A 25,457-nucleotide genomic window follows, 5' to 3' on the forward strand; every position below is an offset into this window, starting at 1 on the left:
TGGCAGGTTACAGGGCAGAAAGGCAGTGTTTACACTGGCACTATCAGGCAAGCAGCATCAGGCACAGACGGGTTCTGTCATACCTGAGTCTGGCAGAAGAAGTCATCCGGCATGAGCCCGGGAAAGTGAGACGGCTGAATATAGTTAACGAGATGAAAAAGCTGGGAAAAGAGTACAGTAATATGGTCATGGTGGCATGACCATATTACTGGGGATCCCTCAGCCCTTTGGGAGAGGGTTGGGGTGAGGACAACAGGCCACACCCTTATTCCCTTTTCTGCTTGTAAATCACCAAACGGTATATAAAACCGTTACTCCTTTCGACCTCGTTATAAATATTATGACAATAAGATAGTCATCACATTTATAAGGGTGCGCAATGGCCGTTACTGTACTGAAAAAAGGATCCCTGGCACTGGCAGGTTTACTGCTGGTGGCACAGGCGCAGGCGACTGAGCTGCTGAACAGTTCATATGACGTCTCCCGCGAGCTGTTTGCCGCCCTTAACCCGCCGTTTGAGCAGCAGTGGGCGAAAGACAATAACGGCGACAAGCTGACCATTAAACAGTCTCACGCCGGTTCGTCCAAACAGGCGCTGGCGATCCTCCAGGGGCTTAAAGCGGACGTGGTGACCTATAACCAGGTGACCGATGTGCAGATCCTGCATGACAAAGGCAAGCTCATCCCGGCCGACTGGCAGAGCCGTCTACCAAACAACAGTTCGCCGTTCTACTCCACCATGGGCTTCCTGGTGCGTAAAGGCAATCCGAAGAATATCCACGACTGGAGCGATCTGGTTCGTTCTGACGTAAAGCTGATTTTCCCGAACCCTAAAACTTCCGGTAATGCGCGTTATACCTGGCTGGCGGCGTGGGGTGCAGCGGACAAAGCAGACGGTAACGATAAAGCCAAAACCGAGCAGTTCATGACCCAGTTCCTGAAAAACGTCGAAGTGTTTGATACCGGCGGTCGCGGAGCAACCACGACTTTCGCAGAACGCGGTCTGGGCGATGTGCTGATTAGCTTTGAATCGGAAGTGAATAACATCCGCAAACAATATGAAGCGCAGGGCTTTGAAGTCGTTATCCCGAAAACCAACATCCTGGCCGAGTTCCCGGTGGCGTGGGTGGATAAAAACGTGCAGGCAAACGGCACTGAGAAAGCGGCAAAAGCCTATCTCAACTACCTGTACAGCCCACAGGCGCAGACCGTCATTACTGATTACTATTATCGCGTGAACAACCCTGACGTGATGAACAAACTGAAAGATAAATTCCCCCAGACCGCGCTGTTCCGCGTGGAGGATCATTTCGGCTCCTGGCCTGAGGTGATGAAAACGCATTTTGCCAGCGGCGGTGAATTAGACAAATTGCTGGCGGCGGGGCGTAAGTAATGTTTGCCCTCTCGACTAAACGCGTGCTGCCGGGGTTTACCTTAAGCCTCGGAACCAGCCTGCTGTTCGTCTGCCTGATTTTGTTGTTGCCGCTCAGCGCGCTGGTGATGCAGCTTGCGCAGATGAGCTGGTCCCAGTACTGGGACGTGGTCACCAACCCACAGGTCGTTGCGGCCTATAAAGTGACGCTGCTGTCGGCGTTTGTGGCCTCGCTTTTTAACGGCGTGTTTGGCCTGCTGATGGCGTGGATTTTAACCCGCTATCGTTTTCCGGGCCGCACGCTGCTCGACGCGTTAATGGATTTACCGTTCGCACTGCCGACGGCCGTTGCCGGTTTAACGCTGGCGTCACTTTTCTCTGTAAACGGTCTGTACGGCGAGTGGCTGGCGAAGTTTGACATCAAAGTGACCTATACCTGGCTCGGTATCGCGGTGGCGATGGCCTTTACCAGTATTCCGTTCGTGGTGCGTACCGTACAGCCGGTGCTGGAAGAGTTAGGCCCGGAATATGAAGAAGCGGCAGAAACGCTGGGGGCTACGCGCTGGCAGAGCTTCCGTAAAGTTGTCCTGCCTGAGCTTTCGCCTGCGCTGATGGCGGGAGTGGCGCTGTCGTTTACCCGTAGCCTCGGCGAGTTCGGTGCGGTCATTTTTATCGCCGGTAATATTGCGTGGAAAACGGAAGTGACGTCGCTGATGATTTTTATCCGTTTGCAGGAGTTTGATTACCCGGCAGCAAGCGCCATTGCCTCGGTCATTCTTGCCGCATCGTTGCTGCTGCTCTACACAATCAACACTCTGCAAAGTCGCTTTGGTCGACGTGTGGTAGGTCACTGATGGCGGAAGTTACTCAATTGAAGCGATACGATGCGCCCCGCATCAACTGGGGTAAATGGTTTTTGATTGGTACGGGCGTGCTGGTTTCTGCTCTCATCCTCGTGGTACCGACAATCTATATTTTCGTGCAGGCGTTCAGCAAAGGGATTATGCCCGCGCTGGAAAACCTGGCGGACCCGGATATGCTACACGCCATTTGGCTGACGGTGCTGATTGCGCTGATCACCGTGCCGGTCAACCTGGTATTCGGTACGCTGCTGGCCTGGCTGGTGACGCGCTTTACCTTCCCGGGGCGTCAGATGCTGCTGACGCTGCTGGATATCCCGTTTGCCGTCTCACCGGTGGTGGCGGGTCTGGTCTATCTGCTCTTTTACGGCTCTAACGGCCCGCTGGGTGGCTGGCTGGATGAGCACAACCTGCAGGTGATGTTTGCCTGGCCGGGTATGGTGCTGGTGACTATCTTTGTAACCTGTCCGTTTGTGGTACGCGAACTGGTACCGGTGATGTTAAGCCAGGGGAGCAACGAAGACGAAGCGGCTGTGCTGCTGGGCGCGTCAGGCTGGCAGATGTTCCGCCGCGTCACGCTGCCGAATATTCGCTGGGCACTGCTCTATGGGGTGGTGCTGACCAACGCCCGCGCAATTGGCGAGTTTGGGGCGGTGTCGGTTGTATCCGGTTCCATTCGAGGTGAAACCCTGTCGCTGCCGTTACAGATTGAACTGCTGCAGCAGGACTATAACACCATCGGCTCCTTTACCGCCGCAGCGTTGCTGACGCTGATGGCTATTTTGACCCTGTTTTTGAAGAGTGTGGTGCAGTGGCGTTTAGAAAATCAGGAAAAACGTCAGCATCAGGAGGGAAATCATGAGCATTGAGATTGCCAATATTAAGAAGTCTTTTGGTCGCACCCAGGTGCTGAATGATATCTCGCTGGATATCCCTTCCGGACAAATGGTGGCGCTGCTGGGGCCGTCTGGCTCGGGTAAAACCACGCTGCTGCGTATCATCGCCGGTCTTGAACATCAGACCAGCGGACATATCCGTTTTCACGGCACCGACGTGAGCCGCCTGCATGCCCGCGATCGTAAAGTCGGCTTCGTGTTCCAGCATTACGCGCTGTTTCGCCACATGACGGTGTTCGACAACATTGCGTTTGGCCTGACCGTGCTGCCGCGTCGCGAACGCCCGGATGCGGCTACCATCAAAGCGAAAGTGACCAAACTGCTGGAAATGGTGCAGCTGGCCCACCTGGCTGACCGTTTCCCGGCGCAGCTTTCGGGCGGCCAGAAACAGCGTGTCGCACTGGCGCGCGCGCTGGCCGTGGAGCCACAAATACTGCTGCTTGATGAGCCGTTTGGCGCGCTGGATGCGCAGGTGCGTAAAGAGCTGCGCCGCTGGCTGCGTCAGCTGCATGAAGAGCTGAAATTCACCAGCGTCTTCGTCACCCACGACCAGGAAGAGGCGATGGAAGTCGCGGACCGCGTGGTGGTCATGAGCCAGGGGAACATCGAACAGGTGGACGAGCCAGAGCAGCTCTGGCGTGAACCTGCCACCCGTTTTGTCCTGGAATTTATGGGCGAAGTTAACCGTCTGCAGGGCACCGTACGCGGCGGACAATTCCACGTTGGCGCACACCGCTGGCCGCTGGGATACACGCCTGCCCATCAGGGGCCAGTGGACCTGTTCCTGCGCCCGTGGGAAGTGGATGTCAGCCGTCGTACCAGCCTGGATTCACCGCTGCCGGTGCAGGTACTGGAAGCTAGCCCTAAAGGTCACTACACACAAATGGTGGTACAACCGCTGGGCTGGTATACCGAGCCGCTGACGGTGGTAATGCGCGATGAAGAGGCGCCACACCGGGGTGAACGCCTGTTTGTGGGGCTGCAGCATGCCCGTATTTATCACGGTAACCAGCGCATCGAGACGCGCGAGGATATTGCTCTGGCGGAGTCAGCCTGATAGGTTATTAGGATGTTTATCGCCCGGTGGCGCTGCGCTGACCGGGCCTACAGCTAAAACTGCGTCTTGTAGGCCGGGTAAGCGAAGCGCCACCCGGCTTTTTTATTGAGTAAAAATCGTGAATACACTCGAACACACCATCGGCAACACTCCACTGGTCAAGCTTCAGCGCATGGGGCCTGACAACGGCAGCGAAATCTGGGTCAAACTCGAAGGCAATAACCCGGCGGGGTCGGTCAAAGACCGCGCGGCGCTGTCGATGATTGTCCAGGCTGAGAAGCGCGGTGAAATTAAGCCAGGCGACGTGCTCATTGAGGCCACAAGCGGGAATACCGGCATTGCGCTGGCGATGATTGCCGCGCTGAAAGGCTACCGCATGAAGCTGCTGATGCCGGACAACATGAGTCAGGAGCGCCGCGCCGCGATGCGCGCTTACGGTGCTGAACTGATACTGGTGACCAAAGAGCAGGGAATGGAAGGGGCGCGCGACCTGGCGCTGGCGATGGCTGAGCGCGGTGAAGGCAAACTGCTGGATCAGTTCAATAATCCGGATAATCCCTACGCCCACTACACGACCACTGGCCCGGAAATCTGGCAACAAACCGACGGGCGTATCACCCATTTTGTCTCCAGCATGGGCACCACCGGCACCATCACCGGCGTGTCGCGTTTTCTGCGCGAGCAGGAAAAACCGGTCGCCATTGTCGGCCTGCAGCCGGAAGAGGGGAGCAGCATTCCGGGTATTCGTCGCTGGCCTGCGGAATACATGCCGGGCATTTTTAATGCTCAGCTGGTGGATCAGGTGCTGGATATTCATCAGCGCGAGGCGGAAAATACCATGCGCGAGCTGGCGGTACGCGAAGGCATCTTCTGCGGGGTTAGCTCGGGTGGCGCGGTAGCAGGTGCGATGCGTGTGGCGCAGGATAATCCTGGTGCAGTGGTGGTGGCGATTATCTGCGATCGCGGCGATCGTTATCTGTCTACCGGCGTCTTTGGCGAAGAGAGTTATTCGCAGGGGGCGGGGATTTAAGCGTCATGGAGATGATTTTATTCCGGGATAAAACCCGGGCGCAGCAAACCGATATTGTCGCGGTGCAGTCGCAGGTGGTGTACGGCAGCGTGGGGAACAGCATTGCGGTACCCAATATTCGTACCCACCGGCTTAACGTGACCGCCGTGCCGACGGTGCTGTTCAGCAACACGCCGCACTATGACACCTTTTACGGCGGGGTGATCCCCGATGAGTGGTTCAGCGGCTACCTGAAGGCGCTGGAAGAGCGCGAGATCCTGCGCGAGCTTAAGGCGGTCACCACTGGCTACATGGGCAGCGCCAGCCAGATCGTTCTGCTGGCGCAGTGGCTGAAGGCGATCAAAGTGCAGCACCCGGAGCTGCTGGTGCTGGTTGACCCGGTGATCGGGGATATCGACAGCGGTATGTACGTTAAACCTGATATTCCTGAGGCGTATCGTGAGCATCTGCTGCCGCTGGCGCAGGGCATTACGCCCAACGTATTCGAACTGGAAGTGTTAAGCGGTAAACCGTGCCGCACGCCAGAGAGCGCCATCGCCGCCGCGCAGGGGCTGCTTTCCGATACGCTGAAATGGGTGGCGATAACCAGTGCGCCAGTGGCCGACGACCCGCAGAATATTCACGTCGTGCTGGTGAGTAAAGAGGGCGTTACCGTAAGCGCGCACCCGCGCGTCGAGACGGATCTGAAAGGAACGGGCGATCTGTTCTGTTCAGAACTGGTCAGCGGTATCGTGGGGGGGAAAACCGTTGCTGACGCCATACGCATGGCAGGCGATCGGGTGACTGACGTCATGATCTATACGCAGTCGAAAGGTTACGACGAGCTTATCCTCCCCGCATAAACAAAAATGGCGCCCGAAGGCGCCATTTTTCTGTGCTGCAAGAATTACTTCTTGATGCGGATAACCGGGGTTTCACCCACGGTGACGCTGCCAGACAGTTTGATCAGCTCTTTGATTTCGTCCATGTTGGAGATAACAACCGGCGTCAGGGTAGACTTGGCTTTTTCTTCCAGCAGTGGCAGATCGAATTCAATCACCGGGTCGCCAACTTTAACACGCTGGCCTTCTTCTGCGATACGTTTGAAGCCTTCGCCTTTCAGTTCAACGGTGTCGATACCGAAGTGAACGAACAGTTCGATACCGCTATCAGATTCGATAGAGAACGCATGGTTGGTTTCAAAAATTTTACCGATGGTGCCGTCAACTGGAGCAACCATTTTGTTGCCAGTTGGTTTGATAGCAATGCCATCACCAACGATTTTCTCAGCAAACACTACATCCGGCACGTCTTCGATGTTGACGATCTCGCCGGAGAGCGGAGCAACAATCTCAATAGTTCCGGAGTCTTTCTTATCATCAGAAACCAGAGATTTCAGTTTATCGAACAAACCCATGATCTTCTCCTAAGCAGTAATTTGGGCCGCATCTCGTGGATTAGCAGATTGTTTTTTCTTCAATGAACTTGTTAACCAGCGTCATTAACTCGTCCGTTGTCGGTTGAGCAAGAGCCTGCTCTGCTAACACCTTCGCATCTTCGAAGTTCGTGTTACGGATAATCTTCTTAATGCGCGGGATGGAAATGGCGCTCATAGAGAATTCGTCCAGACCCATACCCAGCAACAGAAGTGTAGCACGTTCGTCGCCTGCAAGCTCACCACACATGCCAGTCCATTTACCTTCTGCATGAGAAGCATCAATAACTTGCTTGATCAAGTTCAGTACGGACGGTGACATTGGCTGGTAGAGATGTGAAATCATATCATTACCACGGTCAACTGCCAGGGTGTACTGCGTTAAATCATTGGTGCCGATACTAAAGAAATCAACTTCTTTGGCTAAATGACGCGCAATGGTCGCGGCTGCTGGTGTTTCCACCATTACGCCGATCTCAATTGACTCGTCAAATGCTTTACCTTCGTCACGCAGTTCCTGTTTGTAAATCTCGATCTCTTTCTTCAGTGCACGCACTTCTTCAACAGAGATGATCATCGGGAACATAATGCGCAGCTTACCGAAAGCAGAGGCACGCAGAATCGCACGCACCTGGTCACGCAGGATCTCTTTACGATCCATGGCGATACGCACTGCACGCCAGCCCAGGAATGGGTTCTCTTCTTTCGGGAAGTTCATGTACGGCAGCTCTTTGTCGCCACCGATGTCCATGGTACGGACGATAACGGCCTGAGAGCCACAGGCTTCAGCCACCGCTTTGTACGCCGCAAACTGCTCTTCTTCAGTTGGCAGGGCGTCACGGTCCATGAACAGGAATTCAGTACGATACAGACCCACACCTTCCGCGCCGTTGCGCTCAGCGCCATCGACGTCGCGTACGGTACCGATGTTAGCGCACACTTCTACCTGATGGCCGTCCAGCGTGATGGCTGGCAGGTCTTTCAGTTTAGCGAGTTCCGCTTTCTCGGTGGCAACCTGCTCCTGAACGGTACGCAGTTGCTCGATCACATCGTTAGTTGGGTTGACGTAAACCACGTTGTTTACGGCATCCAGAATCAGATAGTCGTCGTTTTTCACCTGAGTGGTGACGTTACCGGTACCCACGATGGCAGGCAGTTCCAGAGAACGCGCCATGATTGAGGTGTGGGAGGTACGGCCACCGGCGTCGGTGATGAAACCCAGCACCTTGTTAAGGTTCAGCTGTGCGGTTTCAGACGGGGTCAGATCAGCGGCAACCAGGATCACTTCGTCCTGAATCGCGCTCAGATCGATGATGGCCAGACCCAGGATGTTGCGCAGCAGGCGCTTACCGATGTCACGTACGTCAGCCGCACGCTCTTTCAGGTATTCATCGTCCAGCTCTTCCAGGGCAGATGCCTGACCTTCGATAACTTCATGCGCAGCCGCGTCGGCCGTCATGCCTTTATCTTTAATCAGGGCTATGATTTCCTGCTCCAGCTCCTCATCTTCGAGCAGCATGATGTGCCCTTCGAAGATAGCTTCTTTTTCTTCACCGAAAGTTTCGCCAGCTTTAGTTTTGATTGCTTCCAGTTGCGCAGATGCCTTGGCACGACCGCTCAGAAAACGTTCAACTTCCTGATCAACCTTGTCGGCAGAAATTTTTTTCCGGTCGATGACGATCTCGTCTTCTTTCAGCAGCAATGCTTTGCCGAAAGCGATACCCGGGGATGCTAAAATGCCTGAAATCATAACCCTACCTTACTTGTGACTGATATTTAAAAGAACCCGGAAACTTACTCGAGCTCAGCCATCAGTTTTACCAGATGCTCAACTGCTTTCTGCTCGTCTTCACCTTCAGCAGAGATAGTGACAACGGTGCCCTGAGTCAGGCCCAGAGTCTGCAGTTTGAACAGGCTTTTTGCGCTAGCGCTTTTGCCGTTGGAAGTCACAGTGATTTCAGAAGTGAAGCCTTTCGCTTCTTTAACAAACTGAGCAGCAGGGCGGGTGTGCAGACCGTTCGGAGCGGTAATGGTAACTTCTTGCTGGAACATTGTATTTCCCCAACTTATAGGTTTAGTGTTGTGGAACTAAAGTCTAGCCTGGCGACTGAACTTTAGCCTGTATTGTTAGCGCTGACGTTTCGATCGTCATTAAACATTATGCAGCGAAAGCAAGACTTGAACCAAATCATAAAATCGATTCAGCAAGGGTATTTCGTTCGCTGATTAATTTCACGCATCAAAATAATTGCTGGTTTAAATACCAGACCCAACGGGGTGAATCAATGCCAGGAGGGGTAAAACTTTGAAGCAGTCCACAAAAAAGCACCTAAAAAGGTGCTTTTTTACGCGTTATTAACATACTGGCATTACTGTTGCAGTTCTTTCTCGGTAAACAGATCGGCAAACAGTGCAGTGCTTAAGTAACGCTCACCTGATGAAGGTAGGATAACCACAATATTCTTGTTGGTAAAGGACTCATCTTCCTGAAGTTTGAGCGCCGCCGCAACGGCCGCGCCGGAAGAGATACCGGCCAGAATACCTTCTTCATCCATCAGGCGGCGTGCCGTCGAGATGGCTTCTTCGTTCGTGATCGTGACGACTTTATCGATAAGCTTCAGATCCAGGTTACCCGGAATAAAGCCTGCGCCGATACCCTGAATCTTGTGCGGGCCCGGCTTGAGCTCTTCACCCGCCAGCGCCTGGGTGATAACCGGCGAGTCGGTCGGCTCAACGGCCACGGTGATCAGGTCTTTTTTACCTTTCGTGCCTTTAATATAGCGTGACACACCGGTCAGCGTACCGCCGGTACCCACGCCGGAGATAAACACATCAACCTGGCCATCGGTATCTTCCCAGATTTCAGGCCCGGTGGTTTTCTCGTGGATTTCCGGGTTTGCCGGGTTGCTGAACTGCTGAAGCAGCAGGTATTTCGCCGGATCGCTGGCAACAATCTCTTCGGCTTTCTGAATGGCACCTTTCATGCCTTTCGCGCCTTCGGTCAACACCAGGTTTGCACCCAGCGCTTTTAGCAGCTTGCGGCGTTCGATGCTCATGGTTTCAGGCATGGTCAGCGTCAGCTTATAGCCACGCGCCGCAGCCACATAGGCCAGCGCAATACCGGTGTTGCCGCTGGTAGGCTCCACCAGCTCAACGCCTGGCTTGAGCACGCCACGTTTTTCGGCATCCCAAATCATATTTGCACCGATACGGCATTTTACGCTGAAGCTCGGGTTGCGGGATTCGACCTTCGCCAGAATGCGTCCATTACCGATACGGTTCAGTCGAACCAGGGGCGTATGACCGATAGTCAGCGAGTTGTCTTCATAAATCTTACTCATGGCCTGTCCTTAACTGTATGAAATTGGGATACCGACCCAGCATACCTGCTAAGCAGGTAGGGGGAAGTAAGGAATTCGCATATCTATATACTGCAAGGAAATAATGGGGATCAGTATGGAATAAGGGATAGCATAAGCCATCCCTTGTTTACACATTTTTGCATTACTTCCATAACGCGTGCTTAGCACGGTAGCAGTCGACCCACATTGCCGTTGCGCCGCACACCGCAACGGGCATGATGAAAAGATTAAGGAAGGGGATCAAGGTGAACAGGCTGGTAAGCGCGCCAAACTGCATATTGGCCACTTTCTGCGTGCGCAGCGCGGTACGCATCTCTTTAAAGGGCACCTTGTGGTTATCAAAAGGGTAGTCGCAGTACTGAATAGCCAGCATCCAGGCGCTGAACAGGAACCACAGCACAGGCGCCACCGTCTGGCCGATACCGGGCACCAGATAAAGGAGAAGCAGTACAATTGCACGGGGGAGATACCAGGCGAATTTTTGCCATTCGCGCTTCATGATGCGCGGAATATCTTTCATGATCCCCAGTACGCCCGTGTCCGGTGGCGTGGCACCTGTCAGACGCGCTTCGAGCTGTTCCGCCAGCAGGCCGTTAAACGGCGCCGCAATCCAGTTGGCGATCGTTGAGAAGAAATAGCCGAACACCAACAGCACAGAAATCACCGCGAGTGGCCACAGCAGATAGCTCAGCCACTGCAGCCAGTCAGGCACATAGCTCATCATGGCCGGGACCCAGCTTTCAAGCTTCGTGAAAAGCCACCAGAAGGCGCCGCCCATAAGAATAATGTTGATCAGCAAGGGCAGAATGACGAAACGTCGAATACCCGGCAGGGAGACCAGTTTCCAGCCCTGAGAAAAATACCAGACGCCGCTGCGTGGGGGAGAAGAAAATGTTGAAACCATAACCAGGCTGTACTCCTTTTTTCACAACCAGTGGAATTGCCCGCCTATATTATCCAGTTACGGACCAATGACCAGTTCGGAAATGTTCGAAAAAACAGCAAAAAGCACGATTTAGTTCATCTTTATGCTGTGAATGCTCTGCACACACTTGCACTTGACGTAAACGGCAAATACTCTTAGTGAGTAAATGTTTGCCGTGGTGGCAAGGTGTTAGAACAACAGAGAATATAATGATGCAGGATTTGCGTCTGATATTAATCATTGTTGGCGCGATCGCCATAATCGCTTTACTGGTACATGGTTTCTGGACCAGCCGTAAAGAGCGTTCTTCTATGTTTCGCGATCGCCCACTGAAGCGCATGAAGTCCAGTCGTGACGACGATGACAGTGAATATGACATCGACGATCGCGATGACGACGGCGTGGGTGAAGTTCGTGTTCATCGGGTCAATACTGCGCCCGGCGCGGCTCATGGGGAGCATGAAGCCCCCCGTACTGCGCAGCACCAGTATCAACCGCCGTATGCTTCTGCACAGCCGCGCCAGCCTGCGCCGCAGCCTGTGGAAGAGCCGGTGCGTCAGCCGCCGCAGCAGCCTGTTCAACAGCGGCCAGCTGCGCCGCAGCCGGTTCCACAGCAACCCGTGCAGCAGCCTGTACAACCGCAGCCTGCTCAGCCGGTACAGCAACCGCCGCAACAGCCTGTTCAGGCGCAGCCTGCACCACAGCCAGCCCCGGCACCGCAGGTTGAGCCAGAGCCCGTTGTAGAGCCAGAACCGGTTGTTGAAAAACCGCAGCGTAAAGAAGCAGTGATCATCATGAACGTGGCCGCCCATCACGGCAGCCATCTGAACGGTGACGTGCTGCTTAACAGTATTCAACAGGCTGGCTTCAAGTTTGGCGACATGAATATTTTCCATCGCCACCTGAGCCCGGACGGTAGCGGCCCGGCGCTGTTTAGCCTGGCCAACATGGTTAACCCTGGCACCTTCGACCCTGAAATGACGGGCGATTTCGTGACGCCGGGCGTGACGATCTTTATGCAGGTTCCGTCATACGGTGATGAACTGCAAAACTTTAAGCTGATGCTGCAGTCCGCTCAGCACATCGCTGACGAAGTCGGTGGTGTGGTGCTCGACGACCAGCGTCGCATGATGACGCCGCAGAAACTGCGCGAGTATCAGGACCGCATCCGCGAAGTTAAGGAAGCCAACGCGTAATCGACGCGTTTTCTTCAACTCCTCCTCAACCCCCGCCTGTCGGGGGTTTTTTCTCATTGATGGTGCGATATGGACTCAATCGAACAACAAATCACTGAACTGCGAACCACGCTTCGCCATCATGAATACCTTTATCATGTGATGGACGCACCGGAAGTGCCGGATGCGGAGTACGATCGCCTGATGCGTGAACTGCGCGATTTAGAGGCGCAGCACCCGGAGTTGATCACCCCGGACTCGCCAACCCAACGTGTCGGCGCTGAACCGCTAGGTGCGTTCAGCCAGGTACGTCATGAAGTGCCGATGCTCTCTCTGGATAACGTCTTCGATGAAGAGAGCTTTCTCGCCTTTAATAAGCGTGTGCAGGATCGACTCAAAAGCAGCGACGCCCTGACCTGGTGCTGTGAGCTGAAGCTGGATGGCCTGGCCGTCAGCATCCTCTACGAAAACGGCGTGCTGGTCCGTGCCGCAACGCGCGGTGATGGCACCACCGGGGAAGACATCACCACCAACGTGCGTACCATCCGCGCGATCCCGCTGAAGTTGCACGGCGACAATATTCCTGCTCGTCTGGAAGTGCGCGGTGAAGTTTTCCTGCCGCAGGCGGGCTTCGAGAAAATCAACGAAGAGGCGCGTCGCACCGGTGGGAAGGTGTTTGCGAACCCGCGCAATGCGGCGGCAGGCTCTTTACGCCAGCTGGACCCGCGTATTACCGCGAAGCGACCGCTTACTTTCTTCTGCTATGGCGTCGGTATTCTGGAAGGAGGGGAGCTGCCGGACACCCACCTCGGGCGTTTGCTGCAGTTTAAAGCGTGGGGCTTGCCGGTCAGCAACCGCGTGCAGCTTTGCGACTCACCGGAGGCGGTTCTTGCGTTTTATCGCAAGGTTGAAGAAGACCGCCCGACGCTCGGTTTTGATATCGATGGTGTGGTGATCAAGGTTAACTCGCTTGCGCTTCAGGAGCAGCTAGGCTTTGTGGCGCGAGCACCGCGCTGGGCTGTGGCGTTTAAATTCCCGGCCCAGGAGCAGATGACCTTTGTCCGCGATGTGGAGTTCCAGGTGGGTCGTACCGGAGCCATCACGCCGGTTGCACGTCTGGAGCCGGTGCACGTGGCCGGTGTGCTGGTGAGCAACGCCACGCTGCATAACGCGGATGAAATCGATCGTCTTGGCCTGCGTATTGGTGACAAAGTGGTGATTCGCCGGGCGGGAGATGTGATCCCGCAGGTCGTCAACGTGGTTCAGTCAGAGCGCCCTGATGATACGCGCGCCATCGTGTTTCCGACGCATTGCCCGGTATGTGGCTCAGACGTAGAGCGTGTGGAAGGCGAAGCGGTGGCTCGCTGTACCGGGGGATTAATCTGTGGCGCGCAGCGTAAAGAGTCACTCAAGCACTTCGTTTCCCGACGGGCAATGGACGTTGACGGCATGGGCGACAAAATTATCGACCAGTTGGTTGAGAAAGAGTATGTCCATACGCCTGCGGATCTTTTCAAACTGACGGCGGGTAAGCTGACCGGTCTTGACCGCATGGGGCCGAAGTCGGCTCAGAATGTAGTGAATGCGCTGGAAGCCGCCAAAGAGACCACGTTTGCCCGTTTCCTCTATGCGCTTGGTATTCGTGAGGTGGGTGAAGCCACCGCAGCAGGTCTGGCGGCGTACTTTGGCACGCTGGACGCGCTGGAGAAAGCGAGCATTGAGGAGCTGCAAAAAGTGCCTGATGTTGGCATTGTGGTGGCCACGCACGTCTTTAACTTCTTTGCCGAAGAGAGCAACCGCGACGTCATCGGAAAACTGCTGGAGCAGGGCATTAAATGGCCTGCGCCGGTCGTCGTCAATGCCGAAGAGATCGACAGCCCGTTTGCCGGTAAAACGGTAGTACTGACCGGCAGTCTCAGCCAGCTTTCACGGGATGATGCGAAGGCGCGTCTGGTGGCACTGGGGGCAAAAGTGGCGGGCAGCGTGTCGAAGAAAACGGATCTGGTGATCGCCGGGGAAGCCGCCGGTTCCAAGCTTGCAAAAGCGCAGGAGCTCGGGATTGAGGTAATCGATGAAGCAGAAATGATGCGTCTGCTGGGAGAGTAACGTGGAAAAAGAGCAGCTCGTCGAGATCGCCAATACAGAGATGCCGTTCGGTAAATATAAGGGCCGCAGGCTGATTGATTTGCCGGAAGAGTACCTTCTGTGGTTTGCCCGAAAGGATGAATTCCCGGCGGGACGACTGGGCGAGCTGATGGCCATCACGCTATTGATTAAAACCGAGGGGCTGACCCAGCTGGTTCAGCCCCTGAAACGTCCTTAAGCCTTCGCGGCGCGGGTCTCTTCCTGCGCCAGTTTTTCCGTCTGACGTTTATAACGACGCGCCAGTACTGCACAGACCATCAGCTGGATCTGATGGAAAATCATCAGCGGCAGTACCATCATCCCAATCACCGAGGTCGGGAACAGAATGTTGGCCATCGGGATGCCGTTTGCCAGGCTTTTCTTCGAGCCGCAGAACACAATGGTGATTTCGTCTGCTTTGTTGAAGCCACATTTGCGTGCCACAAAGACGTTTACCGCAATGACAATCGCCAGCAGGACGATACTGACCACCACGATAAACAGCAGCGAGCCTGCGCCCACCTTATGCCAGATACCATTCACCACGGCTTCGCTGAAGGCGGAGTAAACCACCAGCAGGATCGACGTCTGATCGGTTTTTGAGATCCATTTCTTGTGCTTCGCCACAAACGCCCCCGTCCACGGACGAGAAAGATGACCAAGGACAAATGGCAGAAGCAGCTGCAGACAGATTTTCCCGACCTGCTCCAGATTACCGCCTGCACCGTGCATATTCATCAGTAGGCCAACCAGCAGCGGCGAGACGAAAATCCCTAACAGGCTTGATGCCGATGCCGAGCAAACAGCGGCCGCGACGTTGCCGCCTGCCAGCGAAGTAAAGGCAATCGCGGACTGGACGGTGGCTGGCAAAATACAGAGGTAGAGGAAACCGGTATAGAGCGCCGGGTCAACATTGACCGGAGCCCACCACGCAAACAGCACGCCGAGTATTGGGAAAAGAATAAAGGTGCTGCACATGACCCACAGGTGGAGTCGCCAGTGGCTTCCCCCTGCGATAATGGCTTCGCGGGAGAGTTTGGCGCCGTGCATAAAGAACAGCAGCGCGATGGCCGCGGTAGTGAGTCCTTCAAAGAACGGCACAAAACCGCCGCGCGCGGGGAAGAAGGAGGCCAGTAAAACGGTGACGACCAGGGTAAGTGTAAACGGATCAAGAATACGAAATAGTTTCATAATGACTCCTGAAAACAGATGTCGCTATTGTGCTTTGTTCCCTTTGAGAAATAAAATTGATTTATTGCATCTATTCATGAATTAAACAGATGAATTATTCCTTACGTCAGCTTCGAGTTTTTGTCACCGTGGCCCATGCTCGCAGCTTCAGCCGGGCAGGGGAGATCATTGGCCTGAGCCAGTCGGCCGTCAGCCACAGTGTGAAAGAACTGGAACTCCAGACAGGTGTGCGTCTACTCGACCGCACCACGCGTGAAGTGGTATTAACCGAAGCCGGACAGCAGCTGGCGCTGCGACTGGAGCGGTTACTGGATGAACTGAACAGCACGCTCAGGGATGTCGGGAGACTGGGGCAGCAGCTTTCTGGCACCGTACGGGTGGCAGCAAGCCAGACGATTTCGGCGCATCTTATTCCGCAGTGTATTGCTGAGGGTAACCAGCGCTATCCGGATATCGATTTTGTGCTGCACGACAGGCCGCAACAGTGGGTGCTGGAGAGCATCCGCCAGGGCGATGTGGATTTTGGCATCGTCATCGATCCCGGCCAGGTGAGTGACCTGGAGTGTGAGATTGTGCTTTCTGAGCCTTTTTTGCTGCTCTGTCGGGACGACGATCCGCTGGCAATGCTGCCTCATGTTAGCTGGCAGACGCTGCAGGGCGCGAAACTGGTTTTACAGGATTATGCATCGGGCAGCCGTCCGTTGATTGACTCCGCGCTGAATGCTCAGGGGGTAAAAGCAACCATCGTGCAGGAGATTGGTCATCCGGCTACGCTGTTTCCTATGGTTGAGGCAGGCATTGGGATCAGCGTATTGCCTGCCCTGGCGCTGCCGTTGCCACAGGGGAGCCGGCTGGCTGTAAGACGGTTGACCCCGGTGGTTGACAGAAAGCTGATGCTGGTTCGACGAAAAAATCGTTCTCTTTCGGGGGCGGCACAGGCTATCTGGGAAGTGGTGCGTATCCAGGCGCAACGGTTAACCGAAGCCCGCATACGCGACCCACTGTTTAATGCTGCAGATGATTAGATGTAAATATCGATCTGATTGACATCTGATGGGTTGTTTACGCCTTCCACTTTGCCCTGCTTCTGGTCTTGTTTCTTCTGGGCCTCTTCCGCCTGCTGGCGCAATAGTTGTGCAAGCTGTGTCTGCAGCACTTTAAGCTGTGCCTGAATGAGCTCCTGCTGTTTTTTCTTCTCTTCCGGGCTGCCGGCACTCTCTGGCAGCTCTTTTAGCTGTTGAGTCAGTTTGGTGATTTGCTCCGTAATGCGGCTGATTTGGGCAGCAATATCGTTGCCACTGGAAGCACTCCCACCACTGTTACTGGTTTGAATAGGGTGGGTTGATGTCTGAATGGTCGTCATAGTCTTTCCTCTTACCATAAAACAGAGATATCGGCACCGATGGTGGGAGCTTGAGGAAAACTGCTATATCTGGCAGGGCGTTAGGCTGGCTGGAGCGGCTACAGGAAGTTTCTGTGCAAAAGATTCGAACCGTCCATATCGCAGATAGCAAAAAAGCGCCTTTAGGGCGCTTTTTTACATTGGTGGGTCGTGCAGGATTCGAACCTGCGACCAATTGATTAAAAGTCAACTGCTCTACCAACTGAGCTAACGACCCGAAATGGTGGGCGATGACGGGCTCGAACCGCCGACCCCCTCCGTGTAAAGGAGATGCTCTACCAACTGAGCTAATCGCCCATTTCGGAACTGCTGCGATAAGGTGAGAATGGTGGGCGATGACGGGCTCGAACCGCCGACCCCCTCCGTGTAAAGGAGATGCTCTACCAACTGAGCTAATCGCCCAATCTCAATTCTTATCTACACTGCGAGTCTACGTGAAGTAGATGGTGGGTGATGACGGGCTCGAACCGCCGACCCCCTCCGTGTAAAGGAGATGCTCTACCAACTGAGCTAATCACCCCCGCTGTGTGGAGTCGCATTATAGGGAGAGTTGAAAATGAGTCAACGCATTTTCTAAAGTTTTTATTCGTTCGTCGTAAAATTAAACAAAACGATCGTGAAATGGGCTGTGGCGCATGATTTCTAAACAAAAACAGCAAACTCGGTCACGATAAAGGGATCGACATTGAGGAATCGCCGCACAGTGATAGAATATTGCCCATCGTTTTTTCCCCAGGATTTGCCGATTGCCGGCATCTTTATAACGTAAGGCCATTTCATGAAAATCAAAACTCGCTTCGCGCCCAGCCCGACAGGCTACCTGCACGTCGGTGGTGCACGTACTGCTCTCTATTCCTGGCTTTTTGCACGCCACAACAAAGGTGAGTTCGTGCTGCGTATTGAAGACACCGATCTCGAGCGCTCCACGCCGGAAGCAATTGAAGCCATTATGGATGGGATGAACTGGCTGAATCTGCAGTGGGATGAAGGTCCTTACTTCCAGACCAAACGTTTTGACCGTTATAACGCGGTAATTGACGAGATGCTGGTCGCGGGTACGGCATACAAATGCTATTGCTCTAAAGAGCGCCTGGATGCGCTACGTGAAGAGCAGATGGCGAACGGCGAAAAGCCGCGTTACGACGGCCGCTGCCGCCATGACCACAGCGAGCATGCCGCTGATGAACCTTGCGTGGTGCGTTTTGCTAACCCACAAGACGGCTCTGTTATTTTTGACGACCAGATCCGTGGCCCAATCGAATTCAGCAACCAGGAGCTGGACGATCTGATCATCCGCCGTACCGACGGTTCTCCAACCTATAACTTCTGCGTGGTGGTTGACGACTGGGACATGGAAATCACCCACGTTATCCGTGGCGAAGACCATATCAATAACACCCCGCGCCAGATCAACATTCTGAAAGCGTTAAATGCCCCTGTTCCGGTCTATGCGCACGTTTCAATGATCAACGGTGACGACGGTAAAAAGCTGTCTAAACGTCACGGTGCGGTCAGCGTTATGCAGTATCGCGACGACGGCTATCTGCCGGAAGCGCTGCTGAACTACCTGGTGCGTCTGGGCTGGGCTCATGGTGATCAGGAAATTTTCAGCCGCGAAGAGATGATCGATCTGTTCTCTCTGAACTCTGTGAGCAAATCCGCTAGTGCATTTAACACTGACAAGCTGCTGTGGCTGAACCACCACTACATTAATACCATGCCGCCGGAATATGTGGCGACTTACCTGCAGTGGCACATTGAGCAGGCCAATATTGATACCCGTACTGGCCCTGAGCTGGCGGACCTGGTGAAACTGCTCGGCGAGCGTTGCAAAACGCTGAAAGAGATCGCCGAAAGCTGCCGCTACTTCTATGAAGAGTTTGATGAGTTCGATGCGGATGCCGCGAAGAAACATCTGCGTCCTGTTGCGCGTCAGCCGCTGGAAGTGGTACGTGACAAACTGGCTGCCCTCACTGAGTGGACCGCCGAGAATGTGCATCATGCGATTCAGGCTACCGCTGACGAACTGGAAGTCGGTATGGGTAAAGTAGGTATGCCACTGCGCGTAGCGGTGACCGGTGCGGGTCAGTCTCCGGCGCTGGATGTTACCGTTCACGCGATCGGTAAGTCTCGCAGCGTGGCGCGCATTAACAAGGCTCTGGGATTTATTGCTGAACGCGAAAACCAGCAGTAAAACAGCCTGAGATGCAAAAACGGCAGGGTAACCTGCCGTTTTTTTATGCGTGTAATTCAGCAATACCCAGGCGCGTAAGAAAACCACTGATGCCTTCGCGTTTTAGCAACACGTGCAGTCGTTCCTGTTCCAGCTGCGTCATGTTTTCAAGCGTGTCGACAATCTGCACGAGCAGATTCGACGACGCAGGATCGCCATAGGGCATCGTTGCTTCTGCCAGGTGGTAAACCGCCTGACGGTTGCGAATGGCCGGGAGGTTCATGATATGCTCCTTCACCCGAGCATCAATGTGGATCAGCCGCGCCCGTCCCCCTTTCACGCCATTGATGCCTTCGGTTTTCCAGCCCTGCTGACGAATCCAGCGGTTAACGGTTTGCCGGGCAACACCCAGGCTGTTCGCCAGCTCTTCCGTGGTCATTTTGCTGCGTAATCTTTTCATATCAGTTATGGTCGCGAATCCCTAAACGTTGCAACAATCCGGTAATCCCTTCCCGCAGTAACAGCGATGTCATCTGCTTTTGCTCTTCCGGCGTCATTTCATTCGCCAGCGTCAGAAGTAATGTGTGCAGAGAACCGTTTTGCAACGCATTTTCCGGCATATCTGCGGTTTCCGTTGCCCGGCGCGCGCTGCGGATAAAGTCACGCACTTTCTCGTTCACATGTACCAGGCGCGCTTTCCCGCCCTGAACTCCCGGTTTTGGCGATGTAATCCAACCCTCTTTGCGTACCCATTTATTGATGGTCTGGCGGCTATAGCCAGTGAGGAGGGCTAACTCTTCTGGCGTCATTCGTTCCTTGATCATACAATTTCCTGAATATTTGTGGGGTCAATTAACGGTTCATTTTATAGCACCGTTTTAGGTGAAAACGTGACAGGCTTAACTCCTGACTGCGAGGCGGCTCGCAAAGTGGTTCATTTGCATGATTTTTCGGCGATTGAACGGCAGTGAATGATTTTGCCGTTGACACTCCGCAGCGGAATTCATATTATGCCGCCCGTCAACATGACAGCTTTACGATGGGGCTATAGCTCAGCTGGGAGAGCGCTTGCATGGCATGCAAGAGGTCAGCGGTTCGATCCCGCTTAGCTCCACCAAACTCTGAACCCAACAGAGTAGGGTAAGTAAAGTAACATGTGGGGCTATAGCTCAGCTGGGAGAGCGCTTGCATGGCATGCAAGAGGTCAGCGGTTCGATCCCGCTTAGCTCCACCAAAATTTGAACCCTCGTCGAAAGACGGGGGTTTTTTTATGTCTTTGTAACGACCTTCACCCTCTTTTGTTGCCAAATTAGCAGCGTTCCTATACCTCGCCTCAATCCAAATCAATAAACGAGTCTATAAATGGACTTCAACTTGATTCGAGCAATTAATAAACCTATTATCCGTCCGGCCAATAATTTGCATGGTAAAACAGATTATCCAACTTAATGAATAGAAAAACTTACAATAATGTAAAGATATTTATGATTGCTCTGGCGCTGTGTTTGATTACGGTGCCCTTTTCCCGTTATATCTCTCCACGCGCTATAGTAAATGGTCATGATGTTTATCTGGCATGGCTGCCGTTAAGCGTTATGCTGGCCGTGATTTTGTTATTTGGGCGTCGGGCAATCATTCCCATTCTTTTAAGTTTCACTATTGCTAACATCTACAATATTAATTTAGCACCACTACAATATTTAGTATTATTGATCTGTCAGACGTTTTCTGTTTTTGCTGCCTGTGGCGTCCTGCGCCTTGTGCTGGGCAAGCGCTGGCGTCACTGCGTGCCGAACAAACACATTGGGCAACGTATATTCTGGCTGGGCTTTATGGTGCCGATAGGCATTAAAGGGTTGATGTATCTGGCTGGCTTTTTATTTGATTTTCCCGTGACTATCTCAACATTCTTTGGCGAAGGCACCGTAATTTATAACATCGTTGATATTCAAAGCTTGATATGCGCAGCGTTGATTTTCACCATGATGTTCTATTATCCATTAAGAATGATAATTAATCCCCGCTATGTCAGAACCTTCTGGCTGCGGAGCGTGAAGCCAGTGTTTTTTCATAAAAAATCTTTGTATGTATTCATCTGGCTGGCTTTTTTAATTTTCACCCTTGCCGTGTTATGTGCGCCATTTGAGTCACCGGTTATTGCTGGCTATTTAATGCCAGTCATTTTTATTCTCTTTACGCTAGGCATCAGTCGCCTCAGCTATGCGCTCATCTCTTTACTGTGGGCGGCATCCGCTCTGCTGCTGTTGACCTATAACTACAACTTCCTTAATGGCGTCGAATCTGGGCATTCACTCTCCTTTATCCTGTCTGTGCTGATCTCTTTCGCTATCTGTCTGCTTTACATGTCGCGGCTCTACCAGCGAAGCAACTGGTTGAAGCAGGACTGGCAGGACAGGGCGCTGACCGACCCGCTGACCGGTTTACCGAATATTCGGGCGCTGGAAGAGTTTCTTCAGGTTCACCCGGATGCAAAAATCTGCTGCCTGCGGATGGACAACCTGGAATTTTTAAGTCGCCACTACGGCATTCTCATGCGGGTGCATTGCAAACGTAGGGTAACCACCTCCCTGCAGCCGCTGTTGCAGAAAGATGAGAAGCTCTTCCAGTTGCCAGGCAGCGAGCTGGTCATTGTATTGCTGGGGCCTGAAACCGCTGAACGGCTGCAGCATATGGTCGATCAATTAAACAGCCGAAAAATTTACTGGAATAACACGGGGCTGGATATCGAGTTTGGCGCTTCCTGGGGAATGGTCGAAAACGGCGAGAACTTGCACCATACGCTGGGCCAACTGAGCTGGCTGGCCGAGCAGTCATGCGGAGCGCATAACGTACTCGCGCTCACCAATAGCCTGGAGGCCGCGTCGGGGCAAACCACAGAACGGGTGCTGATGTTAGCGCGTATCAAACATGCCCTGGATGCCGGTCAGTTTCATTTATATGCCCAGCCAATCCAGAAAGCGGACGGCAGCGGTTATTACGAAATACTGGCGCGCATGGAAAGCGAGGGTGAGATTATCACGCCTGACCGCTTCATCCCGCTGATTGCCCAGTTTAACCTGAGCCACCGGTTTGATATGTGCGTGCTGGAAAAACTGCTGTTGTGGTTGCGCGCTCATCCTGCGTCACAGGGTGGCACTCGCTTTTCTGTCAACCTGATGCCTCTGACGCTGATGCAAAAAGAGGTAGCTACCGAGATTAGCGCGTTGTTCGAACACTATGGTATCGCGCCGCAGGACGTTGTACTTGAGATCACGGAAGAGCAGGCCTTCTCGAACTCTGGCAGCAGCATCAAAAACCTTCAGCAGCTGCGGGATCGTGGGTTCCGTATCGCGATTGATGATTTTGGTACCGGCTATGCCAACTACGAACGACTCAGACGCCTTCAGGCGGATATCATTAAAATAGATGGCTGCTTTGTTAAAGATATCTGTACCGACGACATGGACGCGATGATTGTGCAGTCGATTTGTAATCTGGCAAAAACCAAATCACTGTGTGTGGTGGCTGAATATGTGGAGACACCGGCGCAACGTGACATGCTGCTGCGCTTTGGTGTGGATTACCTGCAGGGATACCTGATAGGCAAACCGACGCCGCTTGACGCACTGCAGGCATAAAAAAAACCGGGAGCCAGGCTCCCGGTTCTCATATAACGTGACGGGTTACAGTACCAGTGCTGCGATAGACGCTGACAGTACGCTCACCAGCGTTGAGCCGTAAACCAGTTTCAGACCGAAGCGAGAAACAACGTTACCCTGTTCTTCGTTCAGACCTTTAATCGCACCGGCGATGATACCGATGGACGAGAAGTTCGCGAAGGAAACCAGGAACACGGACAGGATGCCTTCCGCACGTGGAGAGAGCGTGCTGGCGATTTTCTGCAGATCCATCATTGCAACGAATTCGTTAGAAACCAGTTTGGTCGCCATGATACTACCAACCTGCAGCGCTTCGTGAGCAGGGACACCCATCACCCAGGCAACAGGATAGAAGATGTAGCCCAGGATGCCCTGGAAGGAGATGCCCAGAACTGCGGCGAACAGGGCGTTCAGGGCAGAGATCAGGGCGATGAAGCCGATCAGCATCGCGGCAACGATAATCGCCACTTTAAAGCCCGCCAGAATATATTCACCCAGCATTTCAAAGAAGCTCTGACCTTCGTGCAGATTTGCCATCTGCAGGTTCTCTTCACCTTCCTCAACACGGTATGGGTTGATCAGTGACAGCACGATAAAGGTACTGAACATATTCAGCACCAGAGCAGCAACCACATATTTTGGTTCCAGCATGGTCATATACGCGCCCACGATAGACATGGAAACGGTGGACATTGCTGTTGCGGCCATGGTGTACATACGGTTACGGGACATCTTGCCGAGAATATCTTTATACGCGATAAAGTTCTCTGACTGGCCCAGAATCAGGGAGCTGACGGCGTTGAATGATTCCAGCTTACCCATACCGTTAACTTTGGACAGTACGGTACCAATGGCGCGGATCACAATCGGCAGAACACGGATGTGTTGCAGAATACCAATCAGCGCAGAGATGAAGACGATTGGGCAAAGTACTTTCAGGAAGAAGAACGCCAGCCCTTCGTCGTTCATTTTACCGAAGACAAAGTTCGTCCCTTCGTTGGCGAATCCGAGCAGTTTTTCGAACATTTCGGAGAAGCCTTTTACGAAGCCAAGCCCCACGTTGGAGTTCAGGAAGAACCACGCGAGCAAAACTTCAATAACGAGAAGCTGAACAACAAAGCGAATGCGGATTTTTTTACGGTCATGGCTGACCAGCAACGCAAGCGCAGTAACGACAACGAGTGCCAGGACAAAGTGAAGGACGCGGTCCATATTTGCTCCAAATATGAGGCAGGTTTAATTTTCGTGCACATTCTATGTAACAACCGAAAAGAAAACGAGATCAAGGACACACTATAGTTACATCCTGTGACGAGTCTCAAAAATAGTGATCCACAATACATTTTTGTTATGTTAGGTAAATGAGTGAAAAGTTAAGTTTGTGTGCTAGTCTTCACAAAAGAGCGCGCGATTTCGGTTTCTGTTAGAGCGCCCCCGCTTACCCGCCTGTCTATCGTTCAAAGCTATCAGAGAAATCACTGCAACCGTTACAAATGATCTTGATAATCATTCTCATTTTGATAGCATTAAACATAGCAAAGGCTATATTTCAGAGGCAGAAATGACAAACAGTCGCGTAGAGGGTAGCAGTGGCAGAGCAGCGCGCAAGTTGCGGTTCGCATTAATGGGACCTGCGTTCATCGCTGCCATTGGCTATATCGATCCAGGCAATTTTGCGACCAATATTCAGGCCGGGGCCAGCTTTGGCTATAAGCTTCTGTGGGTGGTTGTCTGGGCTAACCTGATGGCTATGCTGATTCAGATGCTTTCCGCGAAACTGGGTATTGCCACCGGTAAAAACCTGGCGGAACAGATCCGTGATCATTACCCGCGCCCGGCGGTATGGTTGTACTGGATCCAGGCGGAAATCATTGCGATGGCAACCGATCTCGCCGAATTCATTGGTGCGGCAATTGGTTTCAAGCTGATCCTTGGCGTATCGCTGCTGCAGGGGGCGGTGCTTACCGGCATTGCCACCTTCCTTATTCTGATGCTGCAGCGTCGGGGGCAAAAACCGCTGGAAAAAGTCATCGGCGGCCTGCTGCTGTTTGTCGCTGCGGCCTATATTGTCGAACTGATTTTCTCGCAGCCTAACCTGGCGCAGCTCGGTAAAGGGATGGTTATCCCAAGCCTGCCAACCTCTGAAGCGGTGTTCCTCGCCGCCGGGGTGCTGGGGGCGACCATCATGCCGCATGTGATTTACCTTCACTCCTCGCTAACCCAGCACCTGCACGGGGGGACGCGCAAAGAACGCTATTCGGCAACCAAATGGGATGTGGCTATCGCCATGACGATTGCCGGTTTTGTGAATCTGGCGATGATGGCAACCGCTGCCGCTGCGTTCCACTTTAACGGTCACACCGGCATTGCCGATCTCGACCAGGCCTATCTGACGCTGGAGCCGTTACTGAGCCACGCGGCTGCGACCATATTTGGCTTAAGCCTGGTGGCGGCAGGTCTCTCCTCTACGGTGGTAGGAACACTGGCCGGGCAGGTGGTCATGCAGGGGTTCGTCCGCTTCCATATACCGCTGTGGGTACGTCGCACCGTCACAATGTTGCCGTCATTTGTGGTGATCCTGATGGGGCTGGATCCAACACGCATTCTGGTCATGAGCCAGGTGCTGCTGAGCTTCGGAATCGCACTTGCGCTGGTGCCGCTGCTGATCTTTACCAGCAACAAACATCTGATGGGCGAACTGGTTAACACCACGCTGGTGAAACGGACCGGATGGGTCATCGTGGTTGTGGTAGTGGCGCTGAACCTGTGGTTACTGATAGGCACGGCATTGGGGTTATAAAAGAAAAAGGAGCCGGG

Annotated in this window: 23 protein-coding genes, 6 tRNA genes and 1 pseudogene; 16 read left to right on the forward strand and 14 right to left on the reverse strand. The window is 53.5% G+C overall.

Features of this window, described 5'->3' with window-relative positions; translation table 11 throughout:
• From APU11_RS28670 to pdxK, 7 genes and pseudogenes are all read left to right on the forward strand, one after another.
• Window positions 1–200 (forward strand): annotated as a pseudogene (locus tag APU11_RS28670) (IS4 family transposase); the annotation flags it as partial.
• Between the two features lie 179 nt (window positions 201–379).
• On the forward strand, window positions 380–1,393 hold the full coding sequence (locus tag APU11_RS15705; RefSeq protein ID WP_058651776.1) for a sulfate ABC transporter substrate-binding protein: 1,014 nt from the start codon (window positions 380–382) through the stop codon (window positions 1,391–1,393).
• Complete coding sequence (gene cysT / locus APU11_RS15710; protein ID WP_038420316.1) at window positions 1,393–2,226, forward strand: sulfate/thiosulfate ABC transporter permease CysT; 834 nt, start codon at window positions 1,393–1,395, stop codon at window positions 2,224–2,226. Before APU11_RS15705 ends, cysT begins: the two co-directional genes overlap by 1 nt.
• Window positions 2,226–3,101: a sulfate/thiosulfate ABC transporter permease CysW gene (gene cysW / locus APU11_RS15715; protein WP_013098203.1), complete on the forward strand. Its 876-nt coding sequence runs from the start codon at window positions 2,226–2,228 to the stop codon at window positions 3,099–3,101. Before cysT ends, cysW begins: the two co-directional genes overlap by 1 nt.
• The gene (cysA, locus tag APU11_RS15720; RefSeq protein ID WP_013098202.1) at window positions 3,091–4,185 is read left to right on the forward strand and encodes a sulfate/thiosulfate ABC transporter ATP-binding protein CysA; all 1,095 of its coding nucleotides are present in this window, start codon (window positions 3,091–3,093) and stop codon (window positions 4,183–4,185) included. The genes cysW and cysA overlap by 11 nt, the downstream gene beginning before the upstream one ends.
• A gap of 118 nt (window positions 4,186–4,303) precedes the next feature.
• Window positions 4,304–5,215: a cysteine synthase CysM gene (gene cysM, locus APU11_RS15725; protein ID WP_038984271.1), complete on the forward strand. Its 912-nt coding sequence runs from the start codon at window positions 4,304–4,306 to the stop codon at window positions 5,213–5,215.
• A 5-nt stretch (window positions 5,216–5,220) separates the two neighbouring features.
• Window positions 5,221–6,057 (forward strand): pyridoxine/pyridoxal/pyridoxamine kinase, encoded by an 837-nt coding sequence (pdxK, locus tag APU11_RS15730; protein ID WP_038420313.1) that lies wholly within the window; start codon window positions 5,221–5,223, stop codon window positions 6,055–6,057.
• Window positions 6,058–6,101: 44 nt separating this feature from the next.
• On the opposite strand, the gene crr is transcribed toward pdxK, so the two are convergent.
• The 5 genes from crr to cysZ all read right to left on the reverse strand — a co-directional run bounded on the left by crr (window position 6,102) and on the right by cysZ (window position 10,895).
• The gene (gene crr / locus APU11_RS15735) at window positions 6,102–6,611 is read right to left on the reverse strand and encodes a PTS glucose transporter subunit IIA (RefSeq protein WP_003861316.1); all 510 of its coding nucleotides are present in this window, start codon (window positions 6,609–6,611) and stop codon (window positions 6,102–6,104) included.
• A 40-nt stretch (window positions 6,612–6,651) separates the two neighbouring features.
• Window positions 6,652–8,379 carry a phosphoenolpyruvate-protein phosphotransferase PtsI gene (gene ptsI / locus APU11_RS15740; protein ID WP_013098199.1) on the reverse strand — a complete coding sequence of 576 codons (1,728 nt, stop codon included), beginning with the start codon at window positions 8,377–8,379 and terminating at the stop codon, window positions 6,652–6,654.
• Between the two features lie 44 nt (window positions 8,380–8,423).
• On the reverse strand, window positions 8,424–8,681 hold the full coding sequence (gene ptsH / locus APU11_RS15745) for a phosphocarrier protein Hpr (protein WP_000487600.1): 258 nt from the start codon (window positions 8,679–8,681) through the stop codon (window positions 8,424–8,426).
• A 317-nt stretch (window positions 8,682–8,998) separates the two neighbouring features.
• Window positions 8,999–9,970, reverse strand: coding sequence for a cysteine synthase A (gene cysK / locus APU11_RS15750; protein WP_013098198.1), 972 nt, complete (start codon window positions 9,968–9,970; stop codon window positions 8,999–9,001).
• Between the two features lie 163 nt (window positions 9,971–10,133).
• Window positions 10,134–10,895 (reverse strand): sulfate transporter CysZ, encoded by a 762-nt coding sequence (gene cysZ, locus APU11_RS15755; RefSeq protein ID WP_058651775.1) that lies wholly within the window; start codon window positions 10,893–10,895, stop codon window positions 10,134–10,136.
• A 230-nt stretch (window positions 10,896–11,125) separates the two neighbouring features.
• On the opposite strand from cysZ, the gene zipA reads away from it, so the two are divergent.
• The 3 genes from zipA to APU11_RS15770 all read left to right on the forward strand — a co-directional run bounded on the left by zipA (window position 11,126) and on the right by APU11_RS15770 (window position 14,414).
• On the forward strand, window positions 11,126–12,112 hold the full coding sequence (gene zipA, locus APU11_RS15760; protein ID WP_040022324.1) for a cell division protein ZipA: 987 nt from the start codon (window positions 11,126–11,128) through the stop codon (window positions 12,110–12,112).
• 69 nt (window positions 12,113–12,181) lie between these two features.
• Window positions 12,182–14,197: an NAD-dependent DNA ligase LigA gene (gene ligA / locus APU11_RS15765; protein WP_013098195.1), complete on the forward strand. Its 2,016-nt coding sequence runs from the start codon at window positions 12,182–12,184 to the stop codon at window positions 14,195–14,197.
• Window position 14,198: 1 nt separating this feature from the next.
• On the forward strand, window positions 14,199–14,414 hold the full coding sequence (locus tag APU11_RS15770; RefSeq protein WP_003861328.1) for a DUF3820 family protein: 216 nt from the start codon (window positions 14,199–14,201) through the stop codon (window positions 14,412–14,414).
• Here the strand turns inward: APU11_RS15770 and APU11_RS15775 are convergent.
• On the reverse strand, window positions 14,411–15,406 hold the full coding sequence (locus APU11_RS15775; RefSeq protein WP_029883927.1) for a bile acid:sodium symporter family protein: 996 nt from the start codon (window positions 15,404–15,406) through the stop codon (window positions 14,411–14,413). The genes APU11_RS15770 and APU11_RS15775 overlap by 4 nt on opposite strands.
• 89 nt (window positions 15,407–15,495) lie before the next feature.
• Between APU11_RS15775 and APU11_RS15780 the strand changes: the two genes are divergently transcribed.
• Window positions 15,496–16,431 (forward strand): LysR family transcriptional regulator, encoded by a 936-nt coding sequence (locus APU11_RS15780; RefSeq protein WP_013098193.1) that lies wholly within the window; start codon window positions 15,496–15,498, stop codon window positions 16,429–16,431.
• On the opposite strand, the gene APU11_RS15785 is transcribed toward APU11_RS15780, so the two are convergent.
• The 5 genes from APU11_RS15785 to APU11_RS15805 all read right to left on the reverse strand — a co-directional run bounded on the left by APU11_RS15785 (window position 16,428) and on the right by APU11_RS15805 (window position 17,328).
• Window positions 16,428–16,769, reverse strand: a complete 342-nt coding sequence (locus tag APU11_RS15785; protein ID WP_013098192.1) for a FlxA-like family protein — start codon at window positions 16,767–16,769, stop codon at window positions 16,428–16,430. The genes APU11_RS15780 and APU11_RS15785 overlap by 4 nt on opposite strands.
• A gap of 180 nt (window positions 16,770–16,949) precedes the next feature.
• A tRNA-Lys gene (locus APU11_RS15790) sits at window positions 16,950–17,025 on the reverse strand.
• A 4-nt stretch (window positions 17,026–17,029) separates the two neighbouring features.
• Window positions 17,030–17,105, reverse strand: a tRNA-Val gene (locus APU11_RS15795).
• 29 nt (window positions 17,106–17,134) lie between these two features.
• A tRNA-Val gene (locus APU11_RS15800) sits at window positions 17,135–17,210 on the reverse strand.
• Window positions 17,211–17,252: 42 nt separating this feature from the next.
• Window positions 17,253–17,328, reverse strand: a tRNA-Val gene (locus tag APU11_RS15805).
• A gap of 258 nt (window positions 17,329–17,586) precedes the next feature.
• On the opposite strand from APU11_RS15805, the gene gltX reads away from it, so the two are divergent.
• Entirely contained in the window at window positions 17,587–19,002 is a 1,416-nt protein-coding gene (gene gltX / locus APU11_RS15810) for a glutamate--tRNA ligase (RefSeq protein ID WP_038420306.1), read from the forward strand.
• Window positions 19,003–19,045: 43 nt separating this feature from the next.
• On the opposite strand, the gene APU11_RS15815 is transcribed toward gltX, so the two are convergent.
• Window positions 19,046–19,441, reverse strand: coding sequence for a YfeC-like transcriptional regulator (locus APU11_RS15815; RefSeq protein WP_013098190.1), 396 nt, complete (start codon window positions 19,439–19,441; stop codon window positions 19,046–19,048).
• A gap of 1 nt (window position 19,442) precedes the next feature.
• Window positions 19,443–19,805 (reverse strand): YfeC-like transcriptional regulator, encoded by a 363-nt coding sequence (locus tag APU11_RS15820; RefSeq protein ID WP_020690601.1) that lies wholly within the window; start codon window positions 19,803–19,805, stop codon window positions 19,443–19,445.
• Between the two features lie 217 nt (window positions 19,806–20,022).
• Here APU11_RS15820 and APU11_RS15825 point away from each other — a divergent pair.
• From APU11_RS15825 to APU11_RS15835, 3 genes are all read left to right on the forward strand, one after another.
• Window positions 20,023–20,098, forward strand: a tRNA-Ala gene (locus tag APU11_RS15825).
• A 41-nt stretch (window positions 20,099–20,139) separates the two neighbouring features.
• Window positions 20,140–20,215: transfer RNA gene (locus tag APU11_RS15830), tRNA-Ala, on the forward strand.
• 214 nt (window positions 20,216–20,429) lie between these two features.
• Complete coding sequence (locus APU11_RS15835; RefSeq protein ID WP_058651774.1) at window positions 20,430–22,619, forward strand: EAL domain-containing protein; 2,190 nt, start codon at window positions 20,430–20,432, stop codon at window positions 22,617–22,619.
• A gap of 45 nt (window positions 22,620–22,664) precedes the next feature.
• On the opposite strand, the gene APU11_RS15840 is transcribed toward APU11_RS15835, so the two are convergent.
• Window positions 22,665–23,852 (reverse strand): NupC/NupG family nucleoside CNT transporter, encoded by a 1,188-nt coding sequence (locus APU11_RS15840; RefSeq protein ID WP_013098187.1) that lies wholly within the window; start codon window positions 23,850–23,852, stop codon window positions 22,665–22,667.
• 349 nt (window positions 23,853–24,201) lie between these two features.
• Between APU11_RS15840 and APU11_RS15845 the strand changes: the two genes are divergently transcribed.
• Window positions 24,202–25,440, forward strand: coding sequence for an Nramp family divalent metal transporter (locus tag APU11_RS15845; protein WP_038984362.1), 1,239 nt, complete (start codon window positions 24,202–24,204; stop codon window positions 25,438–25,440).
• Window positions 25,441–25,457: the final 17 nt, after the last annotated feature.

Origin of the sequence: Enterobacter sp. 50793107, assembly GCF_001463365.1 — a bacterium.
Lineage (GTDB): Bacteria > Pseudomonadota > Gammaproteobacteria > Enterobacterales > Enterobacteriaceae > Enterobacter > Enterobacter cloacae.